The organism is Ralstonia sp. NFACC01 (assembly GCF_900115545.1).
Lineage (GTDB): Bacteria > Pseudomonadota > Gammaproteobacteria > Burkholderiales > Burkholderiaceae > Ralstonia > Ralstonia mojiangensis.
On the sequence record NZ_FOWV01000001.1, the window covers coordinates 176754 to 201364 of the forward strand.

21 protein-coding genes and 2 tRNA genes are annotated in these 24611 nt (G+C 63.2%); 10 read left to right on the plus strand and 13 right to left on the minus strand.

Going from position 1 to position 24611, the window contains the following annotated elements:
* Nucleotides 1-32: 32 nt before the first annotated feature.
* Nucleotides 33-248 carry a hypothetical protein gene (locus BM136_RS00790; RefSeq protein ID WP_175537050.1) on the minus strand — a complete coding sequence of 72 codons (216 nt, stop codon included), beginning with the start codon at nt 246-248 and terminating at the stop codon, nt 33-35.
* Between BM136_RS00790 and BM136_RS00795 the strand changes: the two genes are divergently transcribed.
* Nucleotides 247-2667, plus strand: a complete 2421-nt coding sequence (locus tag BM136_RS00795) for a RelA/SpoT family protein (protein WP_092969444.1) — start codon at nt 247-249, stop codon at nt 2665-2667. The two genes, BM136_RS00790 and BM136_RS00795, sit on opposite strands and share 2 nt — an antisense overlap.
* 170 nt (nt 2668-2837) lie before the next feature.
* Here BM136_RS00795 and BM136_RS00800 read toward each other — a convergent pair.
* Nucleotides 2838-2914: transfer RNA gene (locus tag BM136_RS00800), tRNA-Arg, on the minus strand.
* Between the two features lie 114 nt (nt 2915-3028).
* Here BM136_RS00800 and greB point away from each other — a divergent pair.
* Nucleotides 3029-3592 (plus strand): transcription elongation factor GreB, encoded by a 564-nt coding sequence (gene greB, locus BM136_RS00805; RefSeq protein WP_092969447.1) that lies wholly within the window; start codon nt 3029-3031, stop codon nt 3590-3592.
* Nucleotides 3593-3600: 8 nt separating this feature from the next.
* Here the strand turns inward: greB and BM136_RS00810 are convergent, their stop codons facing one another.
* Entirely contained in the window at nt 3601-4434 is an 834-nt protein-coding gene (locus tag BM136_RS00810; protein WP_092969450.1) for a DMT family transporter, read from the minus strand.
* A gap of 148 nt (nt 4435-4582) precedes the next feature.
* Between BM136_RS00810 and gcvA the strand changes: the two genes are divergently transcribed.
* The 3 genes from gcvA to BM136_RS00825 all read left to right on the plus strand — a co-directional run bounded on the left by gcvA (nt 4583) and on the right by BM136_RS00825 (nt 6434).
* Nucleotides 4583-5518, plus strand: coding sequence for a transcriptional regulator GcvA (gene gcvA, locus BM136_RS00815; protein ID WP_092969453.1), 936 nt, complete (start codon nt 4583-4585; stop codon nt 5516-5518).
* Nucleotides 5519-5592: 74 nt separating this feature from the next.
* Nucleotides 5593-6024, plus strand: coding sequence for a YXWGXW repeat-containing protein (locus BM136_RS00820; protein WP_092969456.1), 432 nt, complete (start codon nt 5593-5595; stop codon nt 6022-6024).
* A gap of 104 nt (nt 6025-6128) precedes the next feature.
* Nucleotides 6129-6434 (plus strand): hypothetical protein, encoded by a 306-nt coding sequence (locus tag BM136_RS00825; protein ID WP_092969459.1) that lies wholly within the window; start codon nt 6129-6131, stop codon nt 6432-6434.
* A gap of 6 nt (nt 6435-6440) precedes the next feature.
* Here the strand turns inward: BM136_RS00825 and BM136_RS00830 are convergent, their stop codons facing one another.
* Nucleotides 6441-7475 (minus strand): extracellular catalytic domain type 1 short-chain-length polyhydroxyalkanoate depolymerase, encoded by a 1035-nt coding sequence (locus BM136_RS00830; RefSeq protein ID WP_092969462.1) that lies wholly within the window; start codon nt 7473-7475, stop codon nt 6441-6443.
* 302 nt (nt 7476-7777) lie between these two features.
* Between BM136_RS00830 and lysM the strand changes: the two genes are divergently transcribed.
* Complete coding sequence (lysM, locus tag BM136_RS00835) at nt 7778-8263, plus strand: peptidoglycan-binding protein LysM (RefSeq protein ID WP_092969465.1); 486 nt, start codon at nt 7778-7780, stop codon at nt 8261-8263.
* A gap of 61 nt (nt 8264-8324) precedes the next feature.
* On the opposite strand, the gene BM136_RS00840 is transcribed toward lysM, so the two are convergent.
* From BM136_RS00840 to pepN, 3 genes are all read right to left on the minus strand, one after another.
* Nucleotides 8325-8400: transfer RNA gene (locus BM136_RS00840), tRNA-Thr, on the minus strand.
* Between the two features lie 76 nt (nt 8401-8476).
* A complete protein-coding gene (locus BM136_RS00845; RefSeq protein ID WP_092969467.1) occupies nt 8477-9493 on the minus strand; it encodes a class 1 fructose-bisphosphatase in 1017 nt (338 codons plus the stop codon).
* Nucleotides 9494-9539: 46 nt separating this feature from the next.
* On the minus strand, nt 9540-12254 hold the full coding sequence (pepN, locus tag BM136_RS00850) for an aminopeptidase N (protein WP_092969470.1): 2715 nt from the start codon (nt 12252-12254) through the stop codon (nt 9540-9542).
* Nucleotides 12255-12409: 155 nt separating this feature from the next.
* Here pepN and BM136_RS00855 point away from each other — a divergent pair, with 155 nt between their 5' ends.
* Together BM136_RS00855 and BM136_RS00860 are read left to right on the plus strand one after the other, a co-directional pair.
* Nucleotides 12410-13078, plus strand: a complete 669-nt coding sequence (locus BM136_RS00855) for a DUF4136 domain-containing protein (protein WP_092969473.1) — start codon at nt 12410-12412, stop codon at nt 13076-13078.
* 293 nt (nt 13079-13371) lie between these two features.
* On the plus strand, nt 13372-15693 hold the full coding sequence (locus tag BM136_RS00860) for an NADP-dependent malic enzyme (protein WP_092969476.1): 2322 nt from the start codon (nt 13372-13374) through the stop codon (nt 15691-15693).
* Nucleotides 15694-15791: 98 nt separating this feature from the next.
* On the opposite strand, the gene BM136_RS00865 is transcribed toward BM136_RS00860, so the two are convergent.
* The 6 genes from BM136_RS00865 to BM136_RS00890 all read right to left on the minus strand — a co-directional run bounded on the left by BM136_RS00865 (nt 15792) and on the right by BM136_RS00890 (nt 22413).
* A complete protein-coding gene (locus tag BM136_RS00865; protein ID WP_092969479.1) occupies nt 15792-16862 on the minus strand; it encodes a porin in 1071 nt (356 codons plus the stop codon).
* Nucleotides 16863-17013: 151 nt separating this feature from the next.
* Nucleotides 17014-17538, minus strand: a complete 525-nt coding sequence (gene uraD / locus BM136_RS00870) for a 2-oxo-4-hydroxy-4-carboxy-5-ureidoimidazoline decarboxylase (protein ID WP_092969482.1) — start codon at nt 17536-17538, stop codon at nt 17014-17016.
* Entirely contained in the window at nt 17535-18497 is a 963-nt protein-coding gene (gene puuE / locus BM136_RS00875) for an allantoinase PuuE (protein WP_092969485.1), read from the minus strand. The genes uraD and puuE overlap by 4 nt, the downstream gene beginning before the upstream one ends.
* A 111-nt stretch (nt 18498-18608) precedes the next feature.
* Complete coding sequence (locus BM136_RS00880; protein ID WP_092969488.1) at nt 18609-20027, minus strand: 8-oxoguanine deaminase; 1419 nt, start codon at nt 20025-20027, stop codon at nt 18609-18611.
* A 4-nt stretch (nt 20028-20031) separates the two neighbouring features.
* Nucleotides 20032-21441, minus strand: a complete 1410-nt coding sequence (locus tag BM136_RS00885) for a nucleobase:cation symporter-2 family protein (RefSeq protein ID WP_092969491.1) — start codon at nt 21439-21441, stop codon at nt 20032-20034.
* A 213-nt stretch (nt 21442-21654) separates the two neighbouring features.
* Nucleotides 21655-22413 (minus strand): GntR family transcriptional regulator, encoded by a 759-nt coding sequence (locus tag BM136_RS00890; RefSeq protein ID WP_092969494.1) that lies wholly within the window; start codon nt 22411-22413, stop codon nt 21655-21657.
* A 377-nt stretch (nt 22414-22790) separates the two neighbouring features.
* On the opposite strand from BM136_RS00890, the gene uraH reads away from it, so the two are divergent.
* Together uraH and BM136_RS00900 are read left to right on the plus strand one after the other, a co-directional pair.
* Entirely contained in the window at nt 22791-23144 is a 354-nt protein-coding gene (uraH, locus tag BM136_RS00895; RefSeq protein ID WP_012762338.1) for a hydroxyisourate hydrolase, read from the plus strand.
* A gap of 17 nt (nt 23145-23161) precedes the next feature.
* Nucleotides 23162-24409 (plus strand): urate hydroxylase PuuD, encoded by a 1248-nt coding sequence (locus BM136_RS00900; protein ID WP_092969497.1) that lies wholly within the window; start codon nt 23162-23164, stop codon nt 24407-24409.
* The last annotated feature ends 202 nt before the right edge of the window (nt 24410-24611 follow it).

Consider the following 24611-nt stretch of genomic DNA (forward strand, 5'->3'; position numbering starts at 1 on the left):
CTGGCATTACTTGGCGTGGTACGCTGCCTCGGTCATTGATCGTTCTGGCGATCTTTCATGGATGTGAAAGCCGCGAACGCACTAGACCCCGGCATGCCTACCTCGCCCGCTTCTTCGCCCAGGACCAAACATTCCGCCACGCACGAACACAACGTGCCGTCGGTGGAATCGTCCGCGAGGTCGTCCGGTTCTGCGCCGGGCGTCTCCACGGTTCCTTCCGGGTCTTCCACCGTTTCCATCGTTTCCATGCCGTCCTCCGCTTCCGGCTCCGGCCCTGCGTCGCCTCGTACGGGCGCGCCGAACTTGCCTGATCCGCGTGGTGCCGACCTGGTAGGGGAGCGGGCAGCCCTGCCGCCAAAATCGCACAAGGGCGCAAGCGCCGACGCGCCCGAGCAGGCAGCGACGCCCGAGGGTGCCGACACGCTCTTTATCGATGCGGTGTTGGAGCAGACCTATCGGCATCTGTTTGGTCCGACCTCGCAGCCTGCGGCACCGCCTCGCCAGCAGGTCGTTTCCATTTCGGGGCTGACCGAAAAGCTCTCGTATCTGAAGCCGGCTGATCTCAAGCTGGTGAAGGAAGCGTTCCACTTCTCCGATGAGGCGCACCTCGGGCAATACCGCCAGAGCGGCGAGCCGTACATCACGCATCCCGTGGCCGTGGCAGAGATCTGCGCAGGCTGGAAGCTGGATGTGCAGTCGATCATGGCGGCGCTGCTGCATGACGTGATCGAAGACCAGGGCGTGACCAAGAGCGAGCTGGCCGAGAAGTTCGGCCCCAAGGTCGCGGAGCTGGTCGACGGCCTGACCAAGTTGGACAAGCTCGAATTCCAGAGCCGCGAGCAGGCGCAAGCCGAGAGCTTCCGCAAGATGCTGCTCGCGATGGCGCGCGATGTGCGCGTGATTCTCGTCAAGCTCGCCGACCGCACGCACAACATGCGCACGCTCGACCACGTGCCGCCGGAAAAGCGGCGCCGCATTGCCGGTGAGACGATGGAGATTTACGCGCCGATCGCGCACCGCCTTGGCCTGAATACGACATACCGGGAGCTGCAGGAATTGAGCTTCCGTATCGGTTCGCCGTTCCGGTATGCCACGCTCGAGAAGGCGGTGAAGGCCGCGCGCGGCAATCGACGCGAGGTTGTGAGCCGCATTCTTGAAACGGCCCAGCGTGCGCTGACCGACGCGGGCATCCCGGCCGAAATGACCGGGCGTGAAAAAACGCTGTACAGCATTTACCGCAAGATGCACGACAAGCAGTTGTCGTTCTCGCAGGTGCTGGATGTGTATGGCTTCCGCGTGGTGGTCGACACGCAGATGCAGTGCTACATGACGATGGGTGCGCTGCACAGCCTGTACAAGCCGATGCCCGGCAAGTTCAAGGATTACATCGCCATCCCCAAGATCAACGGTTATCAGTCGCTGCATACGACGCTGGTGGGCCCGTTCGGCACGCCGGTCGAGTTCCAGATCCGCACGCGCGAGATGAATCAGATTGCGGAAGCCGGCGTGGCCGCGCACTGGATGTACAAGCAGCACCACGACGAGCCCGATCGGGCGCAGCAACAAGCGCATCAGTGGCTGCAATCGCTGCTCGACATTCAAAGCCAGACGGGGGATTCGCAGGAGTTTTTGGAGCACGTCAAGATCGACCTGTTTCCGGATGCCGTCTACGTGTTCACGCCCAAGGGCGAGATCCGTGCGCTGCCGCGCGGCGCCACGGCGCTGGACTTTGCCTACGCGGTGCACAGTGACCTGGGCAACCAGTGCGTGGCGGTCAAGATCAACAATGAGCTGCTGCCGCTGCGCACGGAGCTGAAGAACGGCGACATCGTCGAGGTGGTGACGGCGCCGTACTCGAAGCCGAACCCGGCGTGGCTCACATTCGTACGCACCGGCAAGGCGCGTGCGGCAATCCGACATTTTCTGAAGACGGCCAAGCTTGACGAGGCGATTCAACTTGGCGAGCGCTTGCTCGAACAGGCGCTGCGTCAGATCGGCATCGACATGAAGGCCGTGTCTGCCCAGGTGTGGGAACGCATCGTGCAATGGACAGGCAACAAGGCGCGTGAAGACGTCTTCGCGGATCTCGCACTCGGCCGGCGAGTGGCCGCCGTGGTTGCGCGCCGCCTCGAAATCCTTCTGCAGGAAGGTGGCCACGACGGCGACGAGGCGTTGATGGCGGCCGTACACACCTTTGCTGGCGAAGAAGCCCCCGCCGTCACTGTCAGCGGCGACGAAGGCATGGCGATGGTGTTCTCGTCGTGCTGCCGCCCGATCCCCGGTGACCCGATCGTCGGCTATATCGGCAAGGGCGAAGGCTTGCAGATCCACGTGCAGGAATGCCGCGTGGCCAAGCGCCTGCATGGCAAGGATCCGGAGCACTGGATTGACGTCATGTGGGCTGAACATACGACGCGTGCGTTCGACGTGTCGATCAAGGTGCTGGTGCGCAATACGAAGGGCATTCTTGCGCGCGTGGCAGCGGATTTGACTTCGGCTGACGCCAACGTGGCCCACGTATCGATGGAGCAGGAGGGCGATCAGGAAGCGACGTATATGACGTTCCTGATTCAAGTGCACGACCGCGTGCACTTGGCCGATGTGATGCGCGCGCTGCGGCGCAACCCGGATGTGATTCGCATTGCGCGAGATCGCGGCGGAGATTGATGCTCCACGCAAAAACAAAAAGGCGAGGCCAGAGGGCTTCGCTTTTTTGTTTGTGGTCCGCTTGCCGCGCACACACTAGAGCGCTTTGACGCAGCGCTGCATGCGAGTTCGGCACGGACAAAAGAAAAGGGCTTCCATTTCTGGAAGCCCTTTTCGTTCTCGTATTAGGTTGGCGCGGCTGGCAGGATTCGAACCCACGACCCCTTGGTTCGTAGCCAAGTACTCTATCCAACTGAGCTACAGCCGCAACCGAGAAATGAGATTATACAGAGATTTTCCGTCTTGTGAACCCCCTTCTTCACTTTTTCTTCGAGAGGGCCAACTTTCTATAATAGAGCCTTGATCCACCGTGGCTTCCATCATGAACAAGGCTTTCGTCCGGGAAGATTCCGGCGATGACGAAGACGATCTGCCCGAAGGCGCTGCGCCCTTGCCGCCGGGTTCCAAGAACTACATCACGCCAGCGGGCTACGAGCGCCTGCGTACTGAGCTGATGCACCTGATCGACACGGAGCGACCTGAAGTGGTCGGCATCGTGTCGTGGGCCGCATCCAATGGCGATCGCTCTGAGAATGGCGACTACCTTTACGGTAAGAAACGCCTGCGCGAGATTGATCGTCGTATCCGCTTTCTCACGCGCCGTATCGAGAAGGCCGAGGTTGTCGACGCCAGCTTGCAAGGTAACAACGATCAGATCTTCTTTGGTGCGACGGTCACCTACGTCAACCAGCGTGGTGATGAGACCACCGTCACCATCGTCGGCATGGACGAGGTCGATCTGGATATTGGGCACGTGAGCTGGATTTCGCCGATTGCGCGTGCGCTCATCAAGGCGCGCGAGGGGGACACTGTGCCGCTGCGCACGCCGACGGGCGTCGAGCAGATCGACATCCTCGAAGTCAAATATCCGCCGCGCGCAGCTTGAGTGTGGACTCAGGCCGGGTGCCCCAGGCAGTAAGCACCGAAGGCGATCACCGAGCACGCCGACAGGCGCCGTGCTGTGAGTGACTCCTTCAGGAACAGTCGACCGAGCAACGCGGCAAATACCACCGACGTTTCGCGCAAGGCGGACACGGGCCCCATCGGCGCGAGCGTCACAGCCCAGATGACGATGCCGTAGGCGATGAGCGAGACCACGCCGCCACCAAACGTCTTGAGCGTGTTGGCGTCGCGCAGGCCGATGTTCAATGGGCCCTTCCACACGCGATAGAGCAGCACCATCGGCAGTCCGTCGAGCATGAACAACCATGCCGAGTACGCATTCGCATTGCCGGCTGCCCGTGCGCCGATGCCGTCGCACACCGTGTAGCACGCGATGAATACGCCCGTGCTGAGCGCCGCCAGGGTCGAGCCAAGGTCGGCCTTCCGGCCCCGCGCCAAACTGAGAATGCCGCCGCTCACCAGCACCACGCCCGCCAGCGCAATCACACCCGGCATTTCGCCCGCAAACAGCGCGGCGCCCATCGTTACCAGCAGCGGCGATGATCCGCGCGCAATCGGATACACCTGCCCGAACTCGCCAAACCGATACGCGCGCGCGAGGAACACGTTGTAGCCGACGTGCAGTACCGCGGACAGCGCCACATACGGCCAAGCGGCCGGCGCGGGCAACGGCAACGCAATCGCCATCGGTATTGCTGCCGCGCCTGAGGCCAGCGTCATCAACGTGATGGCGCGCAGGCGGTCAGAGCCGCTTTTCAGCAACGCATTCCATGAGGCATGGAGCAGGGCGGCGCAGAGAACCAAGGCGATAACGGCGGGGGTCACGGTGACGATGTGCGTGAAGTGAGAGTCGGGTCGATTTTTCTCACTCGATGCTGTGTCAGCGAGAGCAAGAAGGTGCCAGCGTAGCGCCGCAAAGTGTGCTCAACAATCGATATATACTGACTCGATCTGTGCAAAAAACTCACGCGATATGCGAAAACTGCCACCTCTGAATGCCGTGCGCGCCTTCGAATCGGCGGCGCGCCATCTGAGTTTTACGCGTGCGGGCGAGGAACTGAACGTCACGCATGGCGCGGTCAGTCGCCAGGTTCAGGCACTGGAGGCGTGGCTGGGTGTGTCGCTGTTTCGCAGGCTGAATCGGCGGGTGGATCTGACCGATGCAGGGCAACGTTACCTGGCAGAGATTGGCGTAGCACTTGACCGCATCAGCACGGCCAGCCAGGCACTGCGCGACCGCGACGCTGTGCGCATCCTGCGCGTGAACAGCATCCCGACGTTCACGATGCGCTGGCTGATTCCACGGCTCTCGACGTTTCAGATGCGCTTTCCGCGCGTGGAGGTTCGGCTGACCACGTCCATCGAAGAGATCGAAGACTTACCCGATCATTTCGACGTGATCATTCGCGGCGGGCCGGAGGTTCATGCGGGCTTTCAGTCGGAACGCTTTCTGGACGAGAGTCGCTTTCCGGTGTGCAGCCCGGTATTGCTGGAGCGCTTACCGCTATCGACGCCGTCCGACTTGCGGCATCACACGCTGCTGCATTCGGATACGCTGCCCTCGGTGTGGTCAAGCTGGCTGGTGCTGGCAGGCGTGCCAAATCTGCGGCCCGCACATGCGCTTACGTTTGAGCATTTCTATCTGTCGATTCAAGCCGCGATCGATGGGTTGGGTGTCGCGATGGGTCCATCTGCACTCATCACGGATGATCTGGAGGAGGGGCGTCTTGTGGCGCCGTTCCCGAATCTCGCGCTGGTCGCACGCAGTTACTACTGGTACAGCCCTGCGCGCAATCTTGGTGACGAAGTGGTGCAGGCGTTTTGCGCGTGGCTGGGCGAGGAACGACCGCAACGTCACGCAAACGTGAACACATTTCCGCCCTCCGGTAACGGAGGTAACGCCGCGTAACACCCTAGAGGCGACGGCGGAACCCAATGCTACGATCCATTCAAGTTCGATTGGTTTGAGAAGGAGGTCCTCACATGAAGAAGAACGCATGGATTCTCGCTGCATGCCTGGCGGCCGCTGGGGCTGCCGGTTCGATCGCTTTGCCTGCACAGGCACAAGTGTCGATCGGTGTGCAGATCGGCCCGACCTACGCGCCACCGGCGCCTCAGTACGAGCCTGTGCCGGTCTTGCAGCCGGGCTACGTATGGGTGCCGGGTTACTGGCAATGGCGCGATGGCCGCTATGTATGGCGTCGCGGCTATCGCGAACATGGCCGGCCGGGTTACCACTGGCGCGAGCCGCGTTGGGAGCAGGGTCCGCACGGTTGGCAAATGCGTGACGGTGGTTGGGATCGCGGCGACGACGGCCGCTGGCGTGGCCGCGATCGCGACTGGGATCACGGTCGCCGCGATCGCGACGACCGTTACCACTGCCCCCCGGGCCACGCGCGCAAGGGCGAATGCTGATGATGTAACGACGGGCCGGTCATGTACCGGCCTGTTTTTTGCGGGCAGGTCTGTCGACGGCGCAGCCGCCGGATAAGAGGCCGCGGCGCTTTCCGGGAGGCAACATGACAATGGAATCGAACTGGCGCACCGAGCTGTACAAGGACTTCGATGTCTACGTACTGGCCATTCCCCGTGCTGAGCGCAAATCGGACAAGGGTGGGCAGGGATCGACGCAGTGGGATTTTGTCGTGCGCATCTGCGAGTCTGGCGCGGACCCGACGGCCGTCGAAACGCTTGTCGCCCATTCGCATGACGATCGCCCGCTGCCCACGCGGGAAGCCGCCGAAGATGCCGGGCTCGCGCGCGGCTATGGCTTGATCGATGAATTGCTGGGACGGAACCCCGTCCAGCAGTCGATCGATCTCTGACGTGGGTTACGCCGCCAGCGCTGTGTCGCGAACGTGCCGGCGCGCGAATTGCCACCACAGCCACGTCGAGTCGGGACCCGGCGCGTGGAATGCGTAGCGCGGGTCGCCGCCGCTCCAGGCGTGGCCCATGGTAGTGAGTTGACACAGGCTGACGACGCATTCGCCGTCGCGTATGTCGTTGCGCAGGACATAACCCTCGCCTCGCGTGGTTTCGCGTAAGACGTTGGCCCCCTCGCCCAGATGGTTCAGTGCGCGGAATTGCGCGGCCAACTGCGCCTGGTTGGCCGGGTTGACGGCCTCATCGCGCAGGCCGTGCAGAAGCATCGTCGGCATGCCGGGGTAGGAGGCCACGTTCACCACGCTTGAGAGCGCATCGACGGCGTCGACGCGTGCCCCGCGACGCATCAGGTTCAATGCAGACGCTGGCGAGCGTGCGACACCCAGGGCTGGCCCCGAATGCAGCGCCAGCGCGGCGAACAGCCTTGGATGGCGCAATGCCATCAGGCCGGCCAATCCCGCGCCGGCTGACAAGCCTGCCAGGTACACGCGCGAGGGGTCTGCGCCGGTTTGTGCCAGGGTTTGTTCGATCAGTTGAGCAATGCCGTCGGCCTCGCGCGCGCCGGCGTGCTCCGGGTCATACCAGTGCCAGCAGCATTGCGGATGCGCGCGGCGCGGCTGCTCCGGATACAGCACGATAAAGCCCTCGCGGTCTGCCAGTGCGTTCATGCGCGTGCCATGCGCGAGCACTTCTGCCGATTGCTTGCAGCCATGCAGCATCACCATCAGTGCAGGAGGTTTGCTGCCGCGTGTGGGCGGCGTGTAGAGCCAGTATTCAGGGCGGCGCGCCACCACGGCGGGCGACTCGGGTTCGTAGATGAACTGTTCGCGCACGAAGGTACCCTGGGTGGGCGTTGGGCGTACGCGGCGTGGGCTATCGCGGCGTGCGGTTGGCTTGAGCGGCTTAACCGGTTTGGGCGGCCATGACTGGCGGCCAAAGCCCGGCGTGGTCAGGGCGTCGACTAGCCGGGTGATGGATTTCATCCAAGTACGGTGCATGGCGGCGGAAATGGGCGCGGATGAGGACGATGGTGCCCGTGCTCTCCGAAGGGCCGCAAGTGGTTTCGATGTTGGTAAGACAGTGTGCCAGTGATTTTGTTGCGACGCAGCATTCAAAGTGGGTGAAGCGCCTCTTGAACGCCTCATCGGGGCTCAAAGTTTGCAATTGCGCCTGAGACTGTCATGGAGACACCGCAGGTGAGCGGCTACACTGCCGCGACGGGTCAGGCCCCCAGGGCATGCCCTTCAGCTTTCCCGTTCCCCGTTGTGTACTTATGGAGGTCGTTATGGGTTTTTTTGACTTCATCAAAGAGGCTGGCGAGAAGCTTTTCCACGGCAGCGCAGCGGCCGCGCCGGCCGATGCGTCGGCGGATGCCGGCGCCGCCAAGGCAGCCGACGATGCCAAGGGCCAAGCCATCCAGGACTACATCGCGCAGCAGGGCCTGAGCGCCACGGCGCTTTCAGTGCAGGTTGAAGGCGATGTTGCCAAGGTGTTTGGTGTAGCGCCCGATCAAGCCACGCGCGAAAAGATCATCCTGTGCTGCGGCAACGTCGGGGGCATCAAGTCGGTGGATGACCAGATGTCGGTCAATACCGAGTCGGAAGAATCGCAATGGCACACGGTGGAGCGCGGCGATACGCTTTCTGCCATCGCCAAGAAGTTCTACGGTGATGCCAACAAGTACCAAGCCATCTTCGAAGCCAACAAGCCGATGCTGTCGAATCCGGACAAGATCTATCCGGGGCAGAAGCTGCGCATTCCGGCGGTGTGATTGGCTTCGGAAGGCGCAAAGCAAAAAGCCCAGTCGATGAAGACTGGGCTTTTTTTAATTCTGGTGCCGCTGACCGGAATCGAACTGGTGACCTTCGCATTACGAATGCGCTGCTCTACCGACTGAGCTACAGCGGCGTCGGAAACAGCGATTCTAACAGAACTTTTTGTCGCTCTGCAAGAACCGCTGGAACAACAGTCTTACGGGGCGTCGTTACGCCGTTTTCTTGGCGTCGAGGTGATATTGCGTGACGCGATCCACCTCGTTCTTCGATCCCAGGACGACGGCCACACGCTGGTGCAGCTGTTCGGGCTGGATATCCAGAATGCGTTGCTCGCCGTTGGTGGCTGCGCCGCCAGCTTGTTCCACAAGGAAAGCCATCGGGTTGGCTTCGTACATCAGACGCAGCTTGCCGGCCTTACCCGGCTCGCGCTTGTCCCACGGGTACATGAAGACGCCGCCGCGCGTGAGGATGCGATGCACGTCGGCCACCATCGAGGCGATCCAGCGCATGTTGAAATCCTTGCCGCGCGGGCCTTCGGTGCCGGCCAGGCACTCGTCGATGTAGCGGCGCACGGGCGGGGCCCAGTGGCGCATGTTCGACATGTTGATGGCGAATTCCTTCGTGTCGACCGGAATCTTCACGTCGCGGCTGGTGAGGACGAAGCTGCCGACTTCACGGTCCAGCGTGAACATGTGCACGCCATTACCGACGGTCAGCACCAGCGTGGTCTGCGGGCCGTACACGGCGTAACCGGCAGCGACTTGCTTTGCACCCGGCTGCATGAAATCGGCTTCGGTCACGGCTTGGCCTGCTTGGGGCATGTGCAGCACCGAGAAGATCGTGCCGATCGATACGTTCACGTCGATGTTGGACGAGCCGTCGAGCGGATCGAACAGCAGCAGGTATTCGCCCTTCGGATAGCGGTGCGGAATCTCATAGAACGATTCCATTTCTTCCGAGGCCATGGCGGCCAGGTTGCCGCCGTATTCGTTGGCTTCAAGCAGGACTTCGTTGGCGATCACGTCCAGCTTCTGCTGGGTTTCGCCTTGCACGTTGCCGGTGCCGGCCGAGCCGAGCACGCCGGCCAGCGCGCCCTTGTTGACGCTGTGCGAGATCGCCTTGCAGGCGCGCGCCACGACTTCGAGCAGCAGACGCAGCTCGGCCGGGATGGTGTTGTGCTCGCGCTGCTCTTCGATCAGGTAGCGGGTGAGGTTGATGCGCTTCATGGGTTCTCCTGAGACGGGCGCGATTTTACGATACAAGCGGTGACATTCAGGCCAGCGCCTTGCCGACGATCTCGCGCACATCGCGCGAGAGGCTCGGATGCGCCGCCACGCGCTTGAGCGCGTCCTGCATGGCGTCGCGCAGCGTGGGTACGTATTTGCGCCAGCGGTCCAGCGCGCGTGCCAGGCGGGCAGAGACCTGCGGGTTGATGGCGTCGAGCGCGAGCACCTGCTCGGCCCAATAGGCATAGCCCGAACCATCGGCGGCGTGGAACTGCGCCGGGTTGCCCGAGCAGAAGCTGAAGATCAGGGAGCGCGCGCGGTTCGGGTTGCGCAGCGTGAAGGCCGGATGGGCCATCAACGCGCGCACGGTGGCCAGCGTCGGTTTACCGGCGGCGCCCGGTTGCATGGCTTGCAGTGAGAACCACTTGTCGATGACGAGGGCATCGTCGGCAAAGCGCGTGTAGAAATCAGCCAGCGCCGCTTCGCGCCCCGGGGCATAGCTGGTGACCATTGCGGAGAGGGCGCCCATGCGGTCGGTCATGTTGGTCGCGCGGGCATATTGCTGTTCGGCCAGGGCCAGTGCTTCGGGGGCTTCGGTTTCCACCAAGTAGCCCAGAGCGATGTTCTTGAGGGCGCGCTTGCCTGCAGATACCGCGTCGGGCGAGTAGGGGCCGTCGATCTGGTTGTCCTGATAGGCGCGCAGCAACTCTGCGTTGAGCTTTTCTGCCAGCGTGCGGCGCAGCGTGCGGCGGGCCGTGTGGATGGCAGCTGGATCGGCCACGTCCATGCGCTCGGCCAGATAGCCTTCGGCTGGCAGGATCAGCATCTGCTCGCGGAAGGCCGGATCAAGCGAGGTGTCGGCGACCACGGCACGCAGGGCTTCAACCAGCGCCGGATCAACCACCGGCGTGCGGCCATGCTGGATGTCCGTCACCATGCGCAGCAGCGTATCGGTGGCCAGACGCTGACCAGCTTCCCAGCGATTGAACGGATCGGAATCGTGCGCGAGCTGGAAGGTGAGCTGCTCGGTCGTGTAGCCGTATTCCACGATGACCGGCGCCGAGAAATTGCGCAGCAGCGAGGGCAACGGCGCTTCGGCCACATCTTCGAAGACGAAGGTCTGCTTGGTTTCAGTGAAGTCCAGCACGCGCGTGGTCACGGGCGAGGGCGATGCGGCTTCACCGCGCAAACGCAGCGGCAAGTCGCGGCCGTTCTTGTCGATCAGGCCGATCGCAAACGGAATGTGGAACGGTTGCTTCTGGATGCCGCTGTTCACTTCGATACCGACCGGCTCGCAGCGCTGGCGCAGCGTGAGCGTGTAGGTATGCGTGGCGGCATCGTGGTGGCCTTCGACTGCCACGACTGGTGTGCCGGCCTGGCTGTACCAGCGGCCGAATTGCGTGAGGTCGCGGCTGTTGGCATCGGCCATGGCGGCGCGGAAGTCGTCGCAGGTGACAGCGTGGCCATCGTGACGCTGGAAGTACAGGTCCATGCCCTTGCGGAAGCCGTCGCGGCCGAGCAGCGTCTGGTACATGCGCACGACTTCCGCGCCTTTTTCGTACACCGTGACGGTGTAGAAGTTGTTGATTTCTTCGTAGCTGTCGGGCCGCACCGGGTGCGCCATCGGCCCCGCATCTTCCGGAAACTGCGCCTGGCGCAGCAGTCGTACGTCTTCGATGCGCTTGACGGCGCGGGCGCTGGCAGCGGCGGCTTCATTGCCGGCTTGCGCGGCCGCTTGTGCCGCCATATCGGCGGAGAATTCCTGATCGCGGAACACCGTCAAGCCTTCCTTCAGGCTCAGCTGGAACCAGTCGCGGCAGGTGACGCGGTTGCCCGTCCAATTGTGGAAGTATTCGTGGCCGACCACCGATTCGATGTTGGCGAAGTCCACATCGGTCGCCGTCTCGGCATTGGCCAGCACGTACTTCGTATTGAAGATGTTCAGGCCCTTGTTCTCCATCGCGCCCATGTTGAAGTCGCCCACGGCGACGATCATGAAGCGGTCGAGATCCAGTTCCAGGCCGAAGCGGCGTTCGTCCCAATGGATCGAGTGGATGAGCGAATCCATCGCGTGGCGGGTCTTGCCGAGGTCTTGCGCTTCCACCCACACCTGCAGCAGCTTCTCTTTGCCCGAAGCTGACTGGATGCGTTCTTCAATGCACTCGAGCTTGCCCGCCACCAGCGCGAACAGGTACGACGGTTTCTTGAACGGGTCGTGCCACACCGCTTCGTGGCGGCCGTCCGGCAGGTCGCGCTCCGACATAAGGTTGCCGTTGGACAGCAGCACCGGGTAGTCCGCTTTCGATGCGCGCAGCGTGACGGTGTAGACCGTCATCACGTCCGGGCGGTCGAGGAAGTAGGTGATCTTGCGAAAGCCCTCTGCCTCGCACTGCGTGAAGAAATTGCCATTGGAAACGTACAGACCCATCAGCGAGGAGTTCGCTGCGGGATTGCAGTACGTCGTGAGTTCCAGCGTGAAGCTGGTGCCGACATCGGCCGGCACGGCATCGATGGTGAGCGTGTCGCCGGAGGCCTGCAGGCCGGACAGCGCTTTGCCGTCAACGGTTGCGCCCGCCAGTTCCAGCCCTTCACCCGCCAGCACGAGGGGCTTGCCGGCATCCGTGCGCGTCATGCGCATGCGGTTGATGACGCGGGTGCGCTCGGGCACGAGATCGATCTCCAGGGCCACTTCGTCAATGCGGAAAGCGGGCGCGGAGTAGTCCTTGCGGTAAATCGTGACGGCGGTATCGGTGCGCAACATCGGTAACATCCTCGTAGCGGTACGCAAAAGGCCATTGTACTCAGGCCCTTGGCGGGAATCTTCCGCGCGGGGCGTCACTCTGAGTAACAGAGCGCGCGCAGCCCCGCTTCCGGGGCCCGCGACCATCTGTCTGATTGAGAGTAGGGGGATTTTCTATGTGGAAATGGATCAAGACATCGGGCGTCTGGCCGATGGTCGGCGCGCTGATGGCGGCCAGCCTGCTGGCCAGCTGCGCGAGCACGGTTACCAGCCAGGTGACCGCGTTCCGGCAACCCGGCTGGACCGACAACCCGCCGCGCACCTATGCCTTCGAGCACACCGCACCGCAGCAAAATGATCTGGAACGCCAGACCTACGAGGCGTGGACATCTGACCAACTAGCTTCCCACGGTTTTACCAGCGTGCCGCGTGCCAGCGCACGCTATCTGGTTCGCCTGGACTACTCGACCGCCACGCGCCTCGTGCAGGTGCGCCAGCCCGTGTATCCGGACCCATATTGGGGTCCGGGGCCCTGGGGGCCGTGGCGCAGCCCTTGGGGGCCCTGGGGCCCATGGGGGCCACAATATGTGGATACCAACGTGCAGGTGCCGTTCTATGCCTATCACGTGGAAATTGACGAGGCAGCCACCGGCAAGCGCGTGTATCAGGTGACGGCGCAAACGCAGGGAGGGGATGGATCGCTGACGGCTGTGATGCCCTATCTGGTACGCAGCGCCTTTGCCAATTTTCCGGCACCGAACGCGCAGCCCATCCTCATAGAATTGCCCGTTGATCCATCGGTGAAACCGGCGGCGAAACCCGCATCCGGGCCGACACCCAAGTAGTGCGCCAGGGTGGGTTTTGGCTGGCGGTCTACGTTAGAATGCATGACCTAATCTGTAGGCCGCCAGCCGTATCCCGCTTGAGCGTTGTCAATTCATCCCGTCTCGCGTCGACCGCCACCCCTGGCCGGCGCCGCCTCCGCCCCGTCGCTACCCTCTTGACGGTGCTGTGCAACGCGTGCGGCCTCACCCCCGGTTTCTCTCTGTTCCCACTGTTTTTTGCCACTTCGTCTCAGGGAGTTTCTGCCTGAGCGCATGTGCGCCATCTGCGGAACTCCCCATCAGGATTCATTGCTATGAACGACAAGCTTCACGACGCCTCGCCGGATTCCCAAGACCAAGGCGCCGAGGCCGAACTGCGCCGCGCGGCGTTTGAATACCACCGCTCCCCGACGCGCGGCAAGATTGAGGTGCGCCCGACCAAGGCGCTGATCAACCAGCGTGACCTCTCGCTGGCGTATTCGCCGGGCGTGGCGTATCCGTGTACCGCGATCGAGCAAGACCCGTCGCTGGCGGCGGAGTACACCTCGCGCGGCAACCTTGTCGGCGTGATCACCAACGGCACCGCGGTGCTGGGCCTGGGCGACATTGGGCCGCTGGCCAGCAAGCCCGTCATGGAAGGCAAGGGCTGCCTGTTCAAGAAGTTTGCCGGCGTCGATGTGTTCGATATCGAACTGGCAGAGCGCGATCCGGACAAGCTGGTCGACATCATTGCCTCGCTGGAGCCGACGCTGGGCGGGATCAACCTCGAAGACATCAAGGCCCCCGAGTGCTTCTACATCGAGCAGAAGCTGCGCGACCGCCTGAACATTCCCGTTTTCCACGATGACCAGCACGGCACGGCGATCATCTCGTCGGCGGCGCTGCTCAACGGCCTGAAGGTTGTCGGCAAGGACATCGGCAGCGTAAAGGTGGCCGTGTCGGGCGCGGGTGCCGCGGCCATCGCCTGCCTGGACGTGATGGTGGGCCTGGGCGTCAAGCGTGAAAACGTCTACGTGGTCGATTCGAAGGGCGTGATCTATGTTGGCCGCGACGCCAAGATGGAGCCGAACAAGGCACGCTATGCGCAAGACACGTCGGCCCGTACGCTGGCCGACATCGTGCGCGACGCAGACGTGTTCCTCGGTTGCTCGGCCGCAGGCGTGCTGACCGCCGACATGGTCAAGACCATGGCTCCGAAGCCGATCATCCTGGCGCTGGCCAACCCCGAGCCGGAAATCCGCCCGGAAGTGGCCAAAGCGGCGCGCCCGGACTGCATCATTGCCACCGGCCGCTCGGATTACCCGAACCAGGTCAACAACGTGCTGTGCTTCCCCTACATCTTCCGCGGTGCGCTCGACTGTGGCGCCACCAAGATCACGGAAGAGATGAAGCTTGCGTGCGTGAAGGCCATCGCGGAACTGACCGAAGCCGAAACGAACGACGCAGTGGCTCAGGCTTATGCCGGCCAGGACCTGACCTTCGGCCCGGATTACATCATCCCGAAGCCGTTCGATTCGCGCCTGATCGAGAAGATCGCACCCGCCGTCGCCAAGGCCGCGGAAGAGTCCGGCGTGGCTACGCGCCCGATCAAGGATCTGGATGCCTATCGCGCCCAGCTGAGCGACTTCGTGTACCACACGGGCCTGACCATGCGCCCGGTGTTCTCGGCCGCCAAGGCCAACCCGAAGCGCGTCGTGTACGCCGAAGGTGAAGAAGAGCGTGTGCTGCGTGCGGTGCAGACGGTGGTCGACGAAGGCTTGGCCAAGCCGATCCTGATCGGCCGCCCGCACGTGATTGAAATGCGTATCCAGAAGGCGGGCCTGCGCCTGAAGCCGGGCGTGCATTTCGAGCTGGTGGATCCGGAAGACGACCGCCGCTATCACCAGTACCACACCGCTTACCACGAGCTGATGGGCCGCAACGGCGTGACGCCGGATATGGCGAAGTCGGCACTGCGCCGTTCGAACACGCTGATCGGCGCACTGCTGGTGCGTCTGGGTGATGCCGATGCGCTGCTGTGCGGCACGGTTGGCCGTTTTGATGCCCACCTGGAACACGTGCGCGACGTGATCGGTCTGGCGCCGAACGCCAAGGTGTTCGCCGCCATGAACGGCCTGATGCTGGAGAAGCACACGCTGTTCATCACCGACACGTTCGTCAATGAAATGCCGAGCGCAGAAGAGCTGGCCGACATCACCAAGCTGGCAGCAGAAGAAGTGCGCCGTTTCGGCCAGGAACCGAAAGTGGCGATGCTGTCGCACTCGATGTTCGGCTCGTCGAAGAACGCATCGGCCCGCCGCATGCGCGCCGCGTATGACCTGTTGAAGGCCGAAGCGCCAGATCTGCAGGTGGAAGGTGAGATCCAGGGCGACGCAGCGTTGTCGGAAGACATCCGCCACCACTTCCTGCCCAAGAGCGCGTTCTCGGGCAGCGCAAACCTGCTGGTGATGCCGTCGCTCGACGCCGCCAACATTGCCTTCAACCTGCTCAAGATCACGGGCGGGCAGGGCGTGACGGTGGGCCCGATCCTGCTGGGCGCGGCCAAGCCGGTGCACATCCTGAACCCGTCGGCCACATCGCGCCGCATCGTCAACATGACGGCACTGGCGGTGGCAGACGTGTCGGCTACGCGCTGATCGGTTGATCCGAATGTTGGGCCGCTGAAGGTTGGCGGTCCAAAAGAAAACGGCGCCTGGGGAAAGTCCAGGCGCCGTTTTTCTTTGCTGCCGACCGCTTAGAACTTCGCGCGGATGCCCACGCCGAAGGTGTCTGCGGAGCTGAGGTTCGTCACCTTGTCGCGCATGTACGCGGCGTACACATCGGTGCGCTTGGACAGCGAGTAGTCGTAGCCGACTGCCCACGTGTTGCGCTTCACGTCAGCCGCACCCGAGGTCTTCGTGTACGCGTACGACGCCAGGATGCTGCCCGGGCCCACCGGCACCGACACGCCCAGTTGGCCGCCGTTGCTCTTCGCGTCGCCCGAGTTGATGGCGTTCTTGATGTACTGGTATTGGCCGTACACCTTGGCCACGCCAAAGTCGTACGTGGCGCCCAGTTGCGCGGCCGTCTGGCGCGAGAAGCCTGCCACCAGCGCGTTCAGGTCACCCGGAGCGGAGTCGAAGCGCACTTGCTGGAAGGCTGCCGTGGCCGCGAAGTTGCCATGGAAGTACAGGAAGTTGCCGCCCCACTTGTTCTGGCCATTGTGGCCAGCTTGCTCGCCCGCGCCGTAGATGAAGTTGGCCGTCAGACCGTTGAAGTCCGGCGTCGAGTACATGATCGAGTTGTTCCAGCCCGAATCGCCGACGAGGCCCGAGATGCCGCCGGGGCCGCTCAGGCCGTTGCCGAGGTACGTGTGGAACACCATCGGCGAGAACGTGTACGAATCGATGAACGGGTTGAACAGGATCGTCGAGACAAAGTACGGCGGCGTCAGGCGGCCCAGCTTGATCGAGCCCCACGTGCTCGATTGCAGGCCGACGAACGAGTTGCGGGCGAAGAACGTGTCGCCGTCAAAGCGGCCGTACTTGCCGGTGTCGGGGCGGAAGAACGCTTCCAGCGTGAAGATCGCCTTCAGGCCGTTGCCGAGGTCTTCGCTGCCCTTCATGCCCCAGTACGAGGTCGACATACCGCCCGAGTTGACGCCCCAGGCGCGATCCGGTGCGCCCAGGCTCTTGGTGGCGCCGGCCCAGGCATCCACCTGGCCGTACAACGTGACGGACGATTGCGCTTGCGCACCGGCACTTGCTGCCCCCAGTGCCGATGCCACTGCCAGCGCGGCTACGCCACGCTTGAATTTCGACTGCATTGCTACCTCCTTTGTTGTTGAAGATCACTGCGGGTTGCGCCGCATTCTTTGATGCGGTCGCAGGTCGGCTGGTCAGGCTCCATGCCGATCGGCGTCCCATGCCCCATGACACCGCGCCCACAGCGTTGTTTTTGCTGATGAACCTGAAAAATCAGTTCGCTGAAATCAAGTCGGCCAGGCGAAAACCTGCGATGCGATGAATCTGTTCGAGCGACGTACGCAGCTCGGTATCGCGGTCGTTCTCCACGCGCTTGCTGAAGTTCTCGATGATTCCGTGGCGGTCATAGCCGCGCACTGCCAGGATGTATGGGAAGCCGAACTTCTCGTTGTACTGGGCGTTGAGCGCCTGCAGGCGCGCAAACTCTTCCGGCGTGCACAGGTTCAAGCCCGCGCCGCTTTGTTCGCGCGTCGACTCGGCAGTCAGTTCACCGCGCACGGCAGCCTTGCCGGCCAGCTCCGGGTGGGCGCGCACCAGCTTGAGCTGAGGCTCAATGCCTGCGGTATCCACGGCATTGCGCATGGCGGCTGCGAGTGCCTCCGCCGAGGCGAACGGACGCTGCGTGGCGGCCTGTTCGGCAACCCACGGCGAGTGCTCGTAGATGCCACCCAGGACTTGCACGAACTGCGGTGCGTCCATGCCGTTGAGTTGCGAGAGGGTATAGGTGGTCTGGCTCATGCTGTGGCGCTCAAAACGGGTTGCTTGGCATACGGATGGTTCTGGATCCAGTGCCGCGCGATGTCGATACGGCGGCAGATCCACACCTTGTCGTGCGATTGCACGTAGTCAAGGAAGCGCTGCAGCGCACGGAAGCGCGCCGGGCGGCCCAGCAGGCGGCAGTGCATGCCGATCGAGAGCATCTTCGGCTGCGCGAGCCCGCTGGGATCGCCTTCTTCGTACAGCACGTCGAATGCGTCCTTCAGGTACTGGTAGAAGTGGTCGGCCGTGTTGAAGCCTTGTGGGCTGGCAAAGCGCATGTCGTTGGTGTCGAGCGTGTACGGCACCACCAGGTGCGGCTTGTGCTCGCCGGACGAGGTTTCGACTTCGGTCCAGAAGGGCAGGTCGTCGCCGTAATAGTCGGCGTCGTAGGTAAAGCCGCCGTGCTCGACCACGAGGCGGCGCGTGTTGGGGCTGTCGCGGCCGGTGTACCAGCCCAGCGGTGCGTTGCCAGTCAGCTCGCGGATGATCTCGACGCCGATGCGCATGTGCTCGCGCTCGGTCGCTTCGTCGACGTTCTGGTAATGGATCCAGCGCCAGCCGTGGCAGGCGATTTCGTGGCCCAGGTCAACAAAGGCTTGCGTCACGTCCGGATGCCGTTGCAGGGCCATCGACACACCGAAGATCGTCAGCGGCAGGCCGCGCTTTTCAAACTCGCGCAGGATGCGCCACACGCCCGCCCGCGAGCCGTATTCGTAGATGCCCTCCATGCTCATGTGGCGGTCGGGGTAGGCCGCAGCGCCAATGATTTCGGAGAGGAACTGCTCGGAGCCGGCGTCGCCGTGCAAGACGCAGTTTTCACCACCCTCTTCGTAGTTGAGGACGAACTGCAAGGCGACGCGCGCGCCGCCCGGCCAATTGGCGTTGGGCGAGTTCTTGCCGTAACCGATGAGATCGCGCGGATAGTTATTGTTTGTCATGGTTTTTTCATGTCGAGGAGACTTCATACAACACCGGTCAGACAGTGGAATGCGGCTTTCCAAATTCACGACATCACAGCGGCGTCATGAACAAGACAAAGCGCCATCGCGTCAGGCCGGGACTGCCCGGGCAGCCTGCGCCAGTTCCAGCGCGAGCCTCCGGTGAACCGTGAGATGGGCGTCGAGTTCAAGCGTGGTCAGGCGGCCGTCTTCGACGACCACGCGCCCGTTGATCACGCTGTGCGCCACGTTGGACGGGGCACAGAACACCAGCGCCGCGACCGGGTCGTGGTCGGCGCCGGCAAAGCTGACTTGGTGGCGATCGAAGCTGACAAAGTCGGCCGACATGCCGGGTGCGAGCGCGCCGATGTCGTCGCGGTTGAGCACGCGCGCACCGCCGAGCGTGGCAATCTCCAGCGCCTCGCGCGCGCTCATCGCCGCGGGGCCAAAGCCGACGCGTGCGAGCAGCATGGCCTGGCGTGTTTCGCCGAGCATGTGCGCTCCATCGTTCGATGCACTGCCATCCACGCCTAGGCCGACCGGCACGCCGGCATCGCGCATGGTGCGGATGGGCGCAATGCCCGACGCCAGCCGCATGTTCGAGCACGGGCAATGCGCGACGCCGGTGCCGGTGCGTGCGAATACGTCGATGCCGTGGGCGTCGAGCTTCACGCAGTGCGCATGCCAGACGTCGCGGCCGACCCAGCCGAGGTCTTCCGCGTACTCGGCCGGCGTCATGCCGAACTTCTCGCGCGAATACGCGATGTCATTGTCGTTCTCGGCCAGGTGCGTGTGCATCGACACGCCGTAGCTGCGCGCGAGCTTGGCCGATTCGCGCATCAGGTCGCGCGAGACGGAGAAAGGCGAGCACGGTGCCACCACAACACGCAGCATCGAATGGCGATCGGCGTTGTGCCAGGTTTCGATCAGGCGCTGCGTTTCCTTGAGGATCGCCTCTTCGCCTTCGACCACGCGGTCCGGCGGCAAACCGCCCTGGCTGCGGCCGACGCTCATGCTGCCGCGCGCCGCGTGAAAGCGCATGCCAATCTGCTGCGCTGCTTCGATGGAATCGTCGAGCCGGCTGCCGTTCGGATACAGATACAGGTGGTCGCTCGAGGTCGTGCAACCCGAGAGCAGCAGTTCCGCCATCGCCGTGAGCGTGGACACGCGCACCATCTCTGGCGTGAGGCCTGCCCACACCGGATACAGGTTCGTCAGCCAGCCGAACAGTTCCGCGTCCTGCGCGGCGGGTAGGGCGCGCGTCAGGCTCTGATACATGTGATGGTGCGTGTTGACGAAGCCCGGGGTGACCACGTGGTCGCGCAACTCCATCACGCGCACGTTGGGCTGACCGATAGCCTCGCGATACTGCGACGGAAGATCCGCCGTGGCGCCGACCCATTCGATCACGCCACCGCGCGCAACCAGGGCGCCGTCGGGGATCTCGCGGCGTTGCGCATCCATGGTGACCAGCACGTCGGCATGGCGGGCGATCAAAAGCGGGTCGTTGTGCGCGACAGTGGCGTTCATGCAATTACTCCGTGCCGTGGGTGTTGGCGGCAGCGTCGCGCATTGCGTGCTCGGCCGACTGCATGCCGTTGTAGTAAAGGTTCAGGATGACCGCGACCAGCGTGCCCAGCACGATGCCGCTATGCGTGACCGGCTCCAGCCAATGCGGCAGGTACTGGAAGAAGGTCGGTGCCAGCGTCGGGATCATGCCGAAGCCGATCGAGATCGCCACGATGAACAGGTTGTGGCGGTACTTGTTGAAATCGATCGAGCCGAGAATGCGCACACCCGTGGCGGCCACCATGCCGAACATCACGATGCCCGCGCCGCCCAGCACGAAGGAGGGAACCGACGCCACGATGTGCGCCATCTTCGGGAACAGGCCCAGCGCGATCAGGATCAGGCCGCCCATGGCTGCCACGAAGCGCGAACGCACACCCGTGACCGTCACCAGCCCCACGTTCTGCGAGAACGAGGTGTACGGGAACGTGTTGAACAGGCCGCCGATCACGGTGCCCAGGCCATCAGCGCGCAGGCCGCGCGTGAGGTCATCGGTGGAGAGCTTCTTGCCGGTGATTTCTGCCAGCGCCAGGAACATGCCGGTCGATTCCACCAGCGTGATCATCATCACGATGCACATCGAAGCGATGGCGCCGAAGTGGAAGGTCGGCATGCCGAAGTGCAGCGGCGTGATCACGGCCACCCAGTCGGCCTCGGTGATGCCGGCAAAGCTGACCTTGCCGAACGCCATGGCGATGAACGTGCCGATCACGATGCCCAGCAGCACGGCAATGTTGCCGATCAGGCCGCGGCCGTACTTCGTCAGCAACAGGATGATGACGAGCACTGCCAGCGCAATGCCCAGGCCGCTCAGATCGCCGTAGGCCGGGTTGGGCACGGTCTTGAGCACGCCGTCGACCATCGTCTTCATGGTGGGTTGGCCGCCCGCTGCCCAGTTGATCCCCACGCCCATCAGCGACATGCCGATCAGCGTGATGACGGTGCCCGTCACGACCGGCGGAAAGAGCCCAAGCACGCGCCCCATGAGCGGCGCGACGATGATGCCGAACAACCCCGCCGCGATTACGGCGCCGTAGATGCCGAGCAGGCCGATGCTCGGGTCGGTGCCGATGGCAATCATCGGGCCCACCGACGCGAACGTCACGCCCATCATGACCGGCATGCGGATGCCGAACTTCCACACACCGAAGGCCTGGATGAGCGTGGCAAGGCCGGCGGCAAAAAGATCTGCGTTGATCAGGAAAGCGAGCTGTTCCTTGGGCAGATGCAGTGCACCGCCCACAATCAGAGGCACTGCCACGGTGCCTGCATACATCACCAATACATGTTGCAGGCCCAATGCGAGCAGGCGTCCGTACGCCACACGCTCATTGGTCAGGTCCGCCGTGGGGGCGGCGATGGTGCTGCTTGCCATAAAGGTCTCCTTTGGGTGGTAAGCCGGACGGCGTCCAGCTTTGAGCCTGCCCACGTTCCTGCTGCGCGCTGCGGGCTTGCCCTGTGACACTCGCCGTACTCGTGTAGGGCTGTGTTTCCCGGGCCAACCTTGGGCTGATTGCTGCGGATCGTGAACAGGTTCTTGGGCGGCCGGCCTCTGTCGTGCCGGCTCGCCCATACAGCTAAACCGGTCCTAGACTTTGTCCTTCCCGCCGCGCGGGCCCAATACCGAACGCAGATCGAAATCAGCGGGCGCTTCGGGGCGTACGCGATCGGCGCAACATTGCAAGTGCTGGGCCATGTGGGCCTGGGCAGCGCTGGCGTCGCCGCGCTCCAGTGCATTGAGGATGTCGAGATGTTCGTCGAACGAGCAGGCGTTGTTGCCTGGGGCCTCGACGCTGGCGATCATCAGGGTGGTGCGCGACACCAGCCGGCGCATCATCTCGACCACCAGCGGGTTACCAGACTGCTCGGCCAGCGCCACGTGAAACTCCGCAGACAGGCGAATCCAGCGCGGGCGATCCTGCGTGACAAACGCCTGGCGTTCCTGCTTGACGAGTTCGAGCAGCGGGGCGATGGCTGCCTTGGGATTGTTGCTGCGGCCGACCTTGTCGAGCACTGCACGCTCCAGGATCTGGCGCAACTCGAACATGGCGTGGGCTTCGTCGATGGAGGGCGCTGCGATGAACGCGCCGCGATTCGGCTCCAGGTCGACCAGGCCGTCAGCGGCCAGTTGCGAGAAGACCTTGCGCACCGTATGACGGGCGGTGGCATAGATTTCGCACAGCGCATGTTCCGTCAGCTTGGTGCGCGGGGGCAGGCGGTGTTCCATGATCGCGTCGTAGATCTCGTGATACATCCGTTCTTCGACCGACATGCGTGTTGCTCCCGATGCCTTGACGCCCGATTTCGACGCCACTTCCGTGGAGACCAGCTTGAGATTCTTGGACATGGCAGACCTGCCTTTCATTAGTGCGCCGCGGCATAGGCCACTGCGAAAACCTGTTGACAATTATTCATAGCCGCCTTCAATATTGTCAACAAAATGCGTTCGGGAATCCGACAAACTAGGGAAATCCCTGTTTCGAGCCTGGTCTAGGGACACGGCAGAGACACGGCGTCGGACCCAGAACGAGCGACGGCTTTGCCGGTTTGGCATGCCCCTCCCCATATGGAGGGCAGGCGTAAACCGGCTGGACGCGCGCCGGGATGCGTGCATAGCACGTACCGAGCGGGCCCCGACGCCAGCCCTTGTCACACAAGGGTTTGGCGCGAGGTGCAAGTGGAGGCAGCGGCGCTTCTGAAAATTCGAACTACAGAGGAAGACAAATGGGACGCTTGACCACCCATGTGCTCGACACCGCCGCAGGCACGCCGGGCCAAAACCTGGCGATCGCACTGTTCAAAATTGTCGACAATCAACGGCAACCGATCAAATCGGTTCGCACCAATCACGATGGTCGTTGCGATGCGCCGCTGCTGGAAGGCGACGCGCTGCAGGCTGGCGTGTATGAACTGGACTTCGGCGTTGGCGAGTATTACCGCGCCGCTGGCGTCAAACTCCCCGAGCCCGCGTTCCTGGACGTGGTGACGCTGCGCTTTGGCGTGGCCGATACCAGCGCGCACTACCACGTGCCGCTGCTGGTATCGCCGTGGTCGTATTCGACCTATCGCGGCAGCTAACAGGGCAGGGAGTCATCATGGAAGGCTATATCCTCGACTGGGCCAACTTGCTCTTGCGTTGGTTGCATGTGATCGTCGCGATCGCGTGGATCGGTTCGTCGTTCTACTTCGTCTGGCTCGATAACAGCCTGACCAAGCCGAGCGCACCGGACCTGAAGGACAAGGGCGTCGACGGCGAGCTTTGGGCCGTGCACGGCGGCGGGTTCTACAACCCGCAGAAGTACCTGCTGGCACCGAAGCAACTGCCCGATCATCTGCACTGGTTCTACTGGGAGTCGTACTCGACGTGGATGTCGGGCTTTGCCCTGCTGACGGTGGTGTATCTGTTCAACGCCAACGTCTACATGATCGATCGCAGCGTGTTCGACATGACGGCGACGACGGCCGTGCTGCTGGCACTGGGCTTCCTGGTGGTCGGCTGGCTGGTGTACGACACGATCTGCCGTGTGTTCGGCAAGAACGACCGCGTGGTGGGCATTCTGGTGGCGATCTACGTGGTGATTGCGGCGTTTGCGGCGTGCCACCTGTTCTCGGGCCGTGCAGCGTTCCTGCTGATCGGCGCGATGATCGCGACCATCATGAGCGCCAACGTGTTCTTCTGGATCATCCCGGGCCAGCGCAAGGTGGTGGCCTCGCTCAAGGCAGGCGAGAAGCCGGACCCGATCCACGGCAAGCGCGGCAAGCAACGCAGCGTGCACAACACGTACTTCACCCTGCCGGTGCTGTTTGCGATGCTGTCGAACCACTACAGCATGACGTACGCCGCCAAGTACAACTGGGCTGTGCTGGTGCTGATCATGCTGGCTGGCGTACTGATCCGCCAGTTCTTCATCCTGAAGCACAAGGGCGTCGTGAACTGGGGCTATCCGGCAGCAGGCGTGGCCGTGCTGCTGGGTGTTGCGCTGTGGCTTGCTCCGGTGTCGCGTCCGGCAGCGCCTGCCGCCGAAAGCACGTCTGCTGCGGCAGCGACGGGTACGGCCGCAGCGGCCACCCCGACAGCCGCTGGCGGTTCGGACTTCGCCAAAGTACAGGCAGTCGTTACCGCACGGTGCTACCAATGTCACTCGGCTCATCCTACCCTGATGCCTTCGCCGGCTAAGGGCGTGCTGCTCGATACGCCGGAAGAACTGGGCAAGCATGCGCAGCTCGTCTACCAGCAGGTCGTGCAGCAGAAGCTGATGCCGCTGGGCAACGTGACGCAAATCACCGACGACGAGCGCACGATCATCGCCAAGTGGTTCGAAGGCGGCGCCAAGACGAACTGAGGCGCACGCTGAGCCACAACGGAAAGGTTTATCGGAGCATGCCATTCGTTCCCTAGCGGGTGGCATGACCGGTGAGGGTTGAACGGGGCTGCGGCCCCGTTTTTTTTCGTTTCGCCTGAAGCGTCTGCAGCGATGTGTCCTTGGCTGGGCTCGATTCGCCTCTGCCTCACCGGCCGCAAGGGGCGCCGGCAGGGCAGCCCCA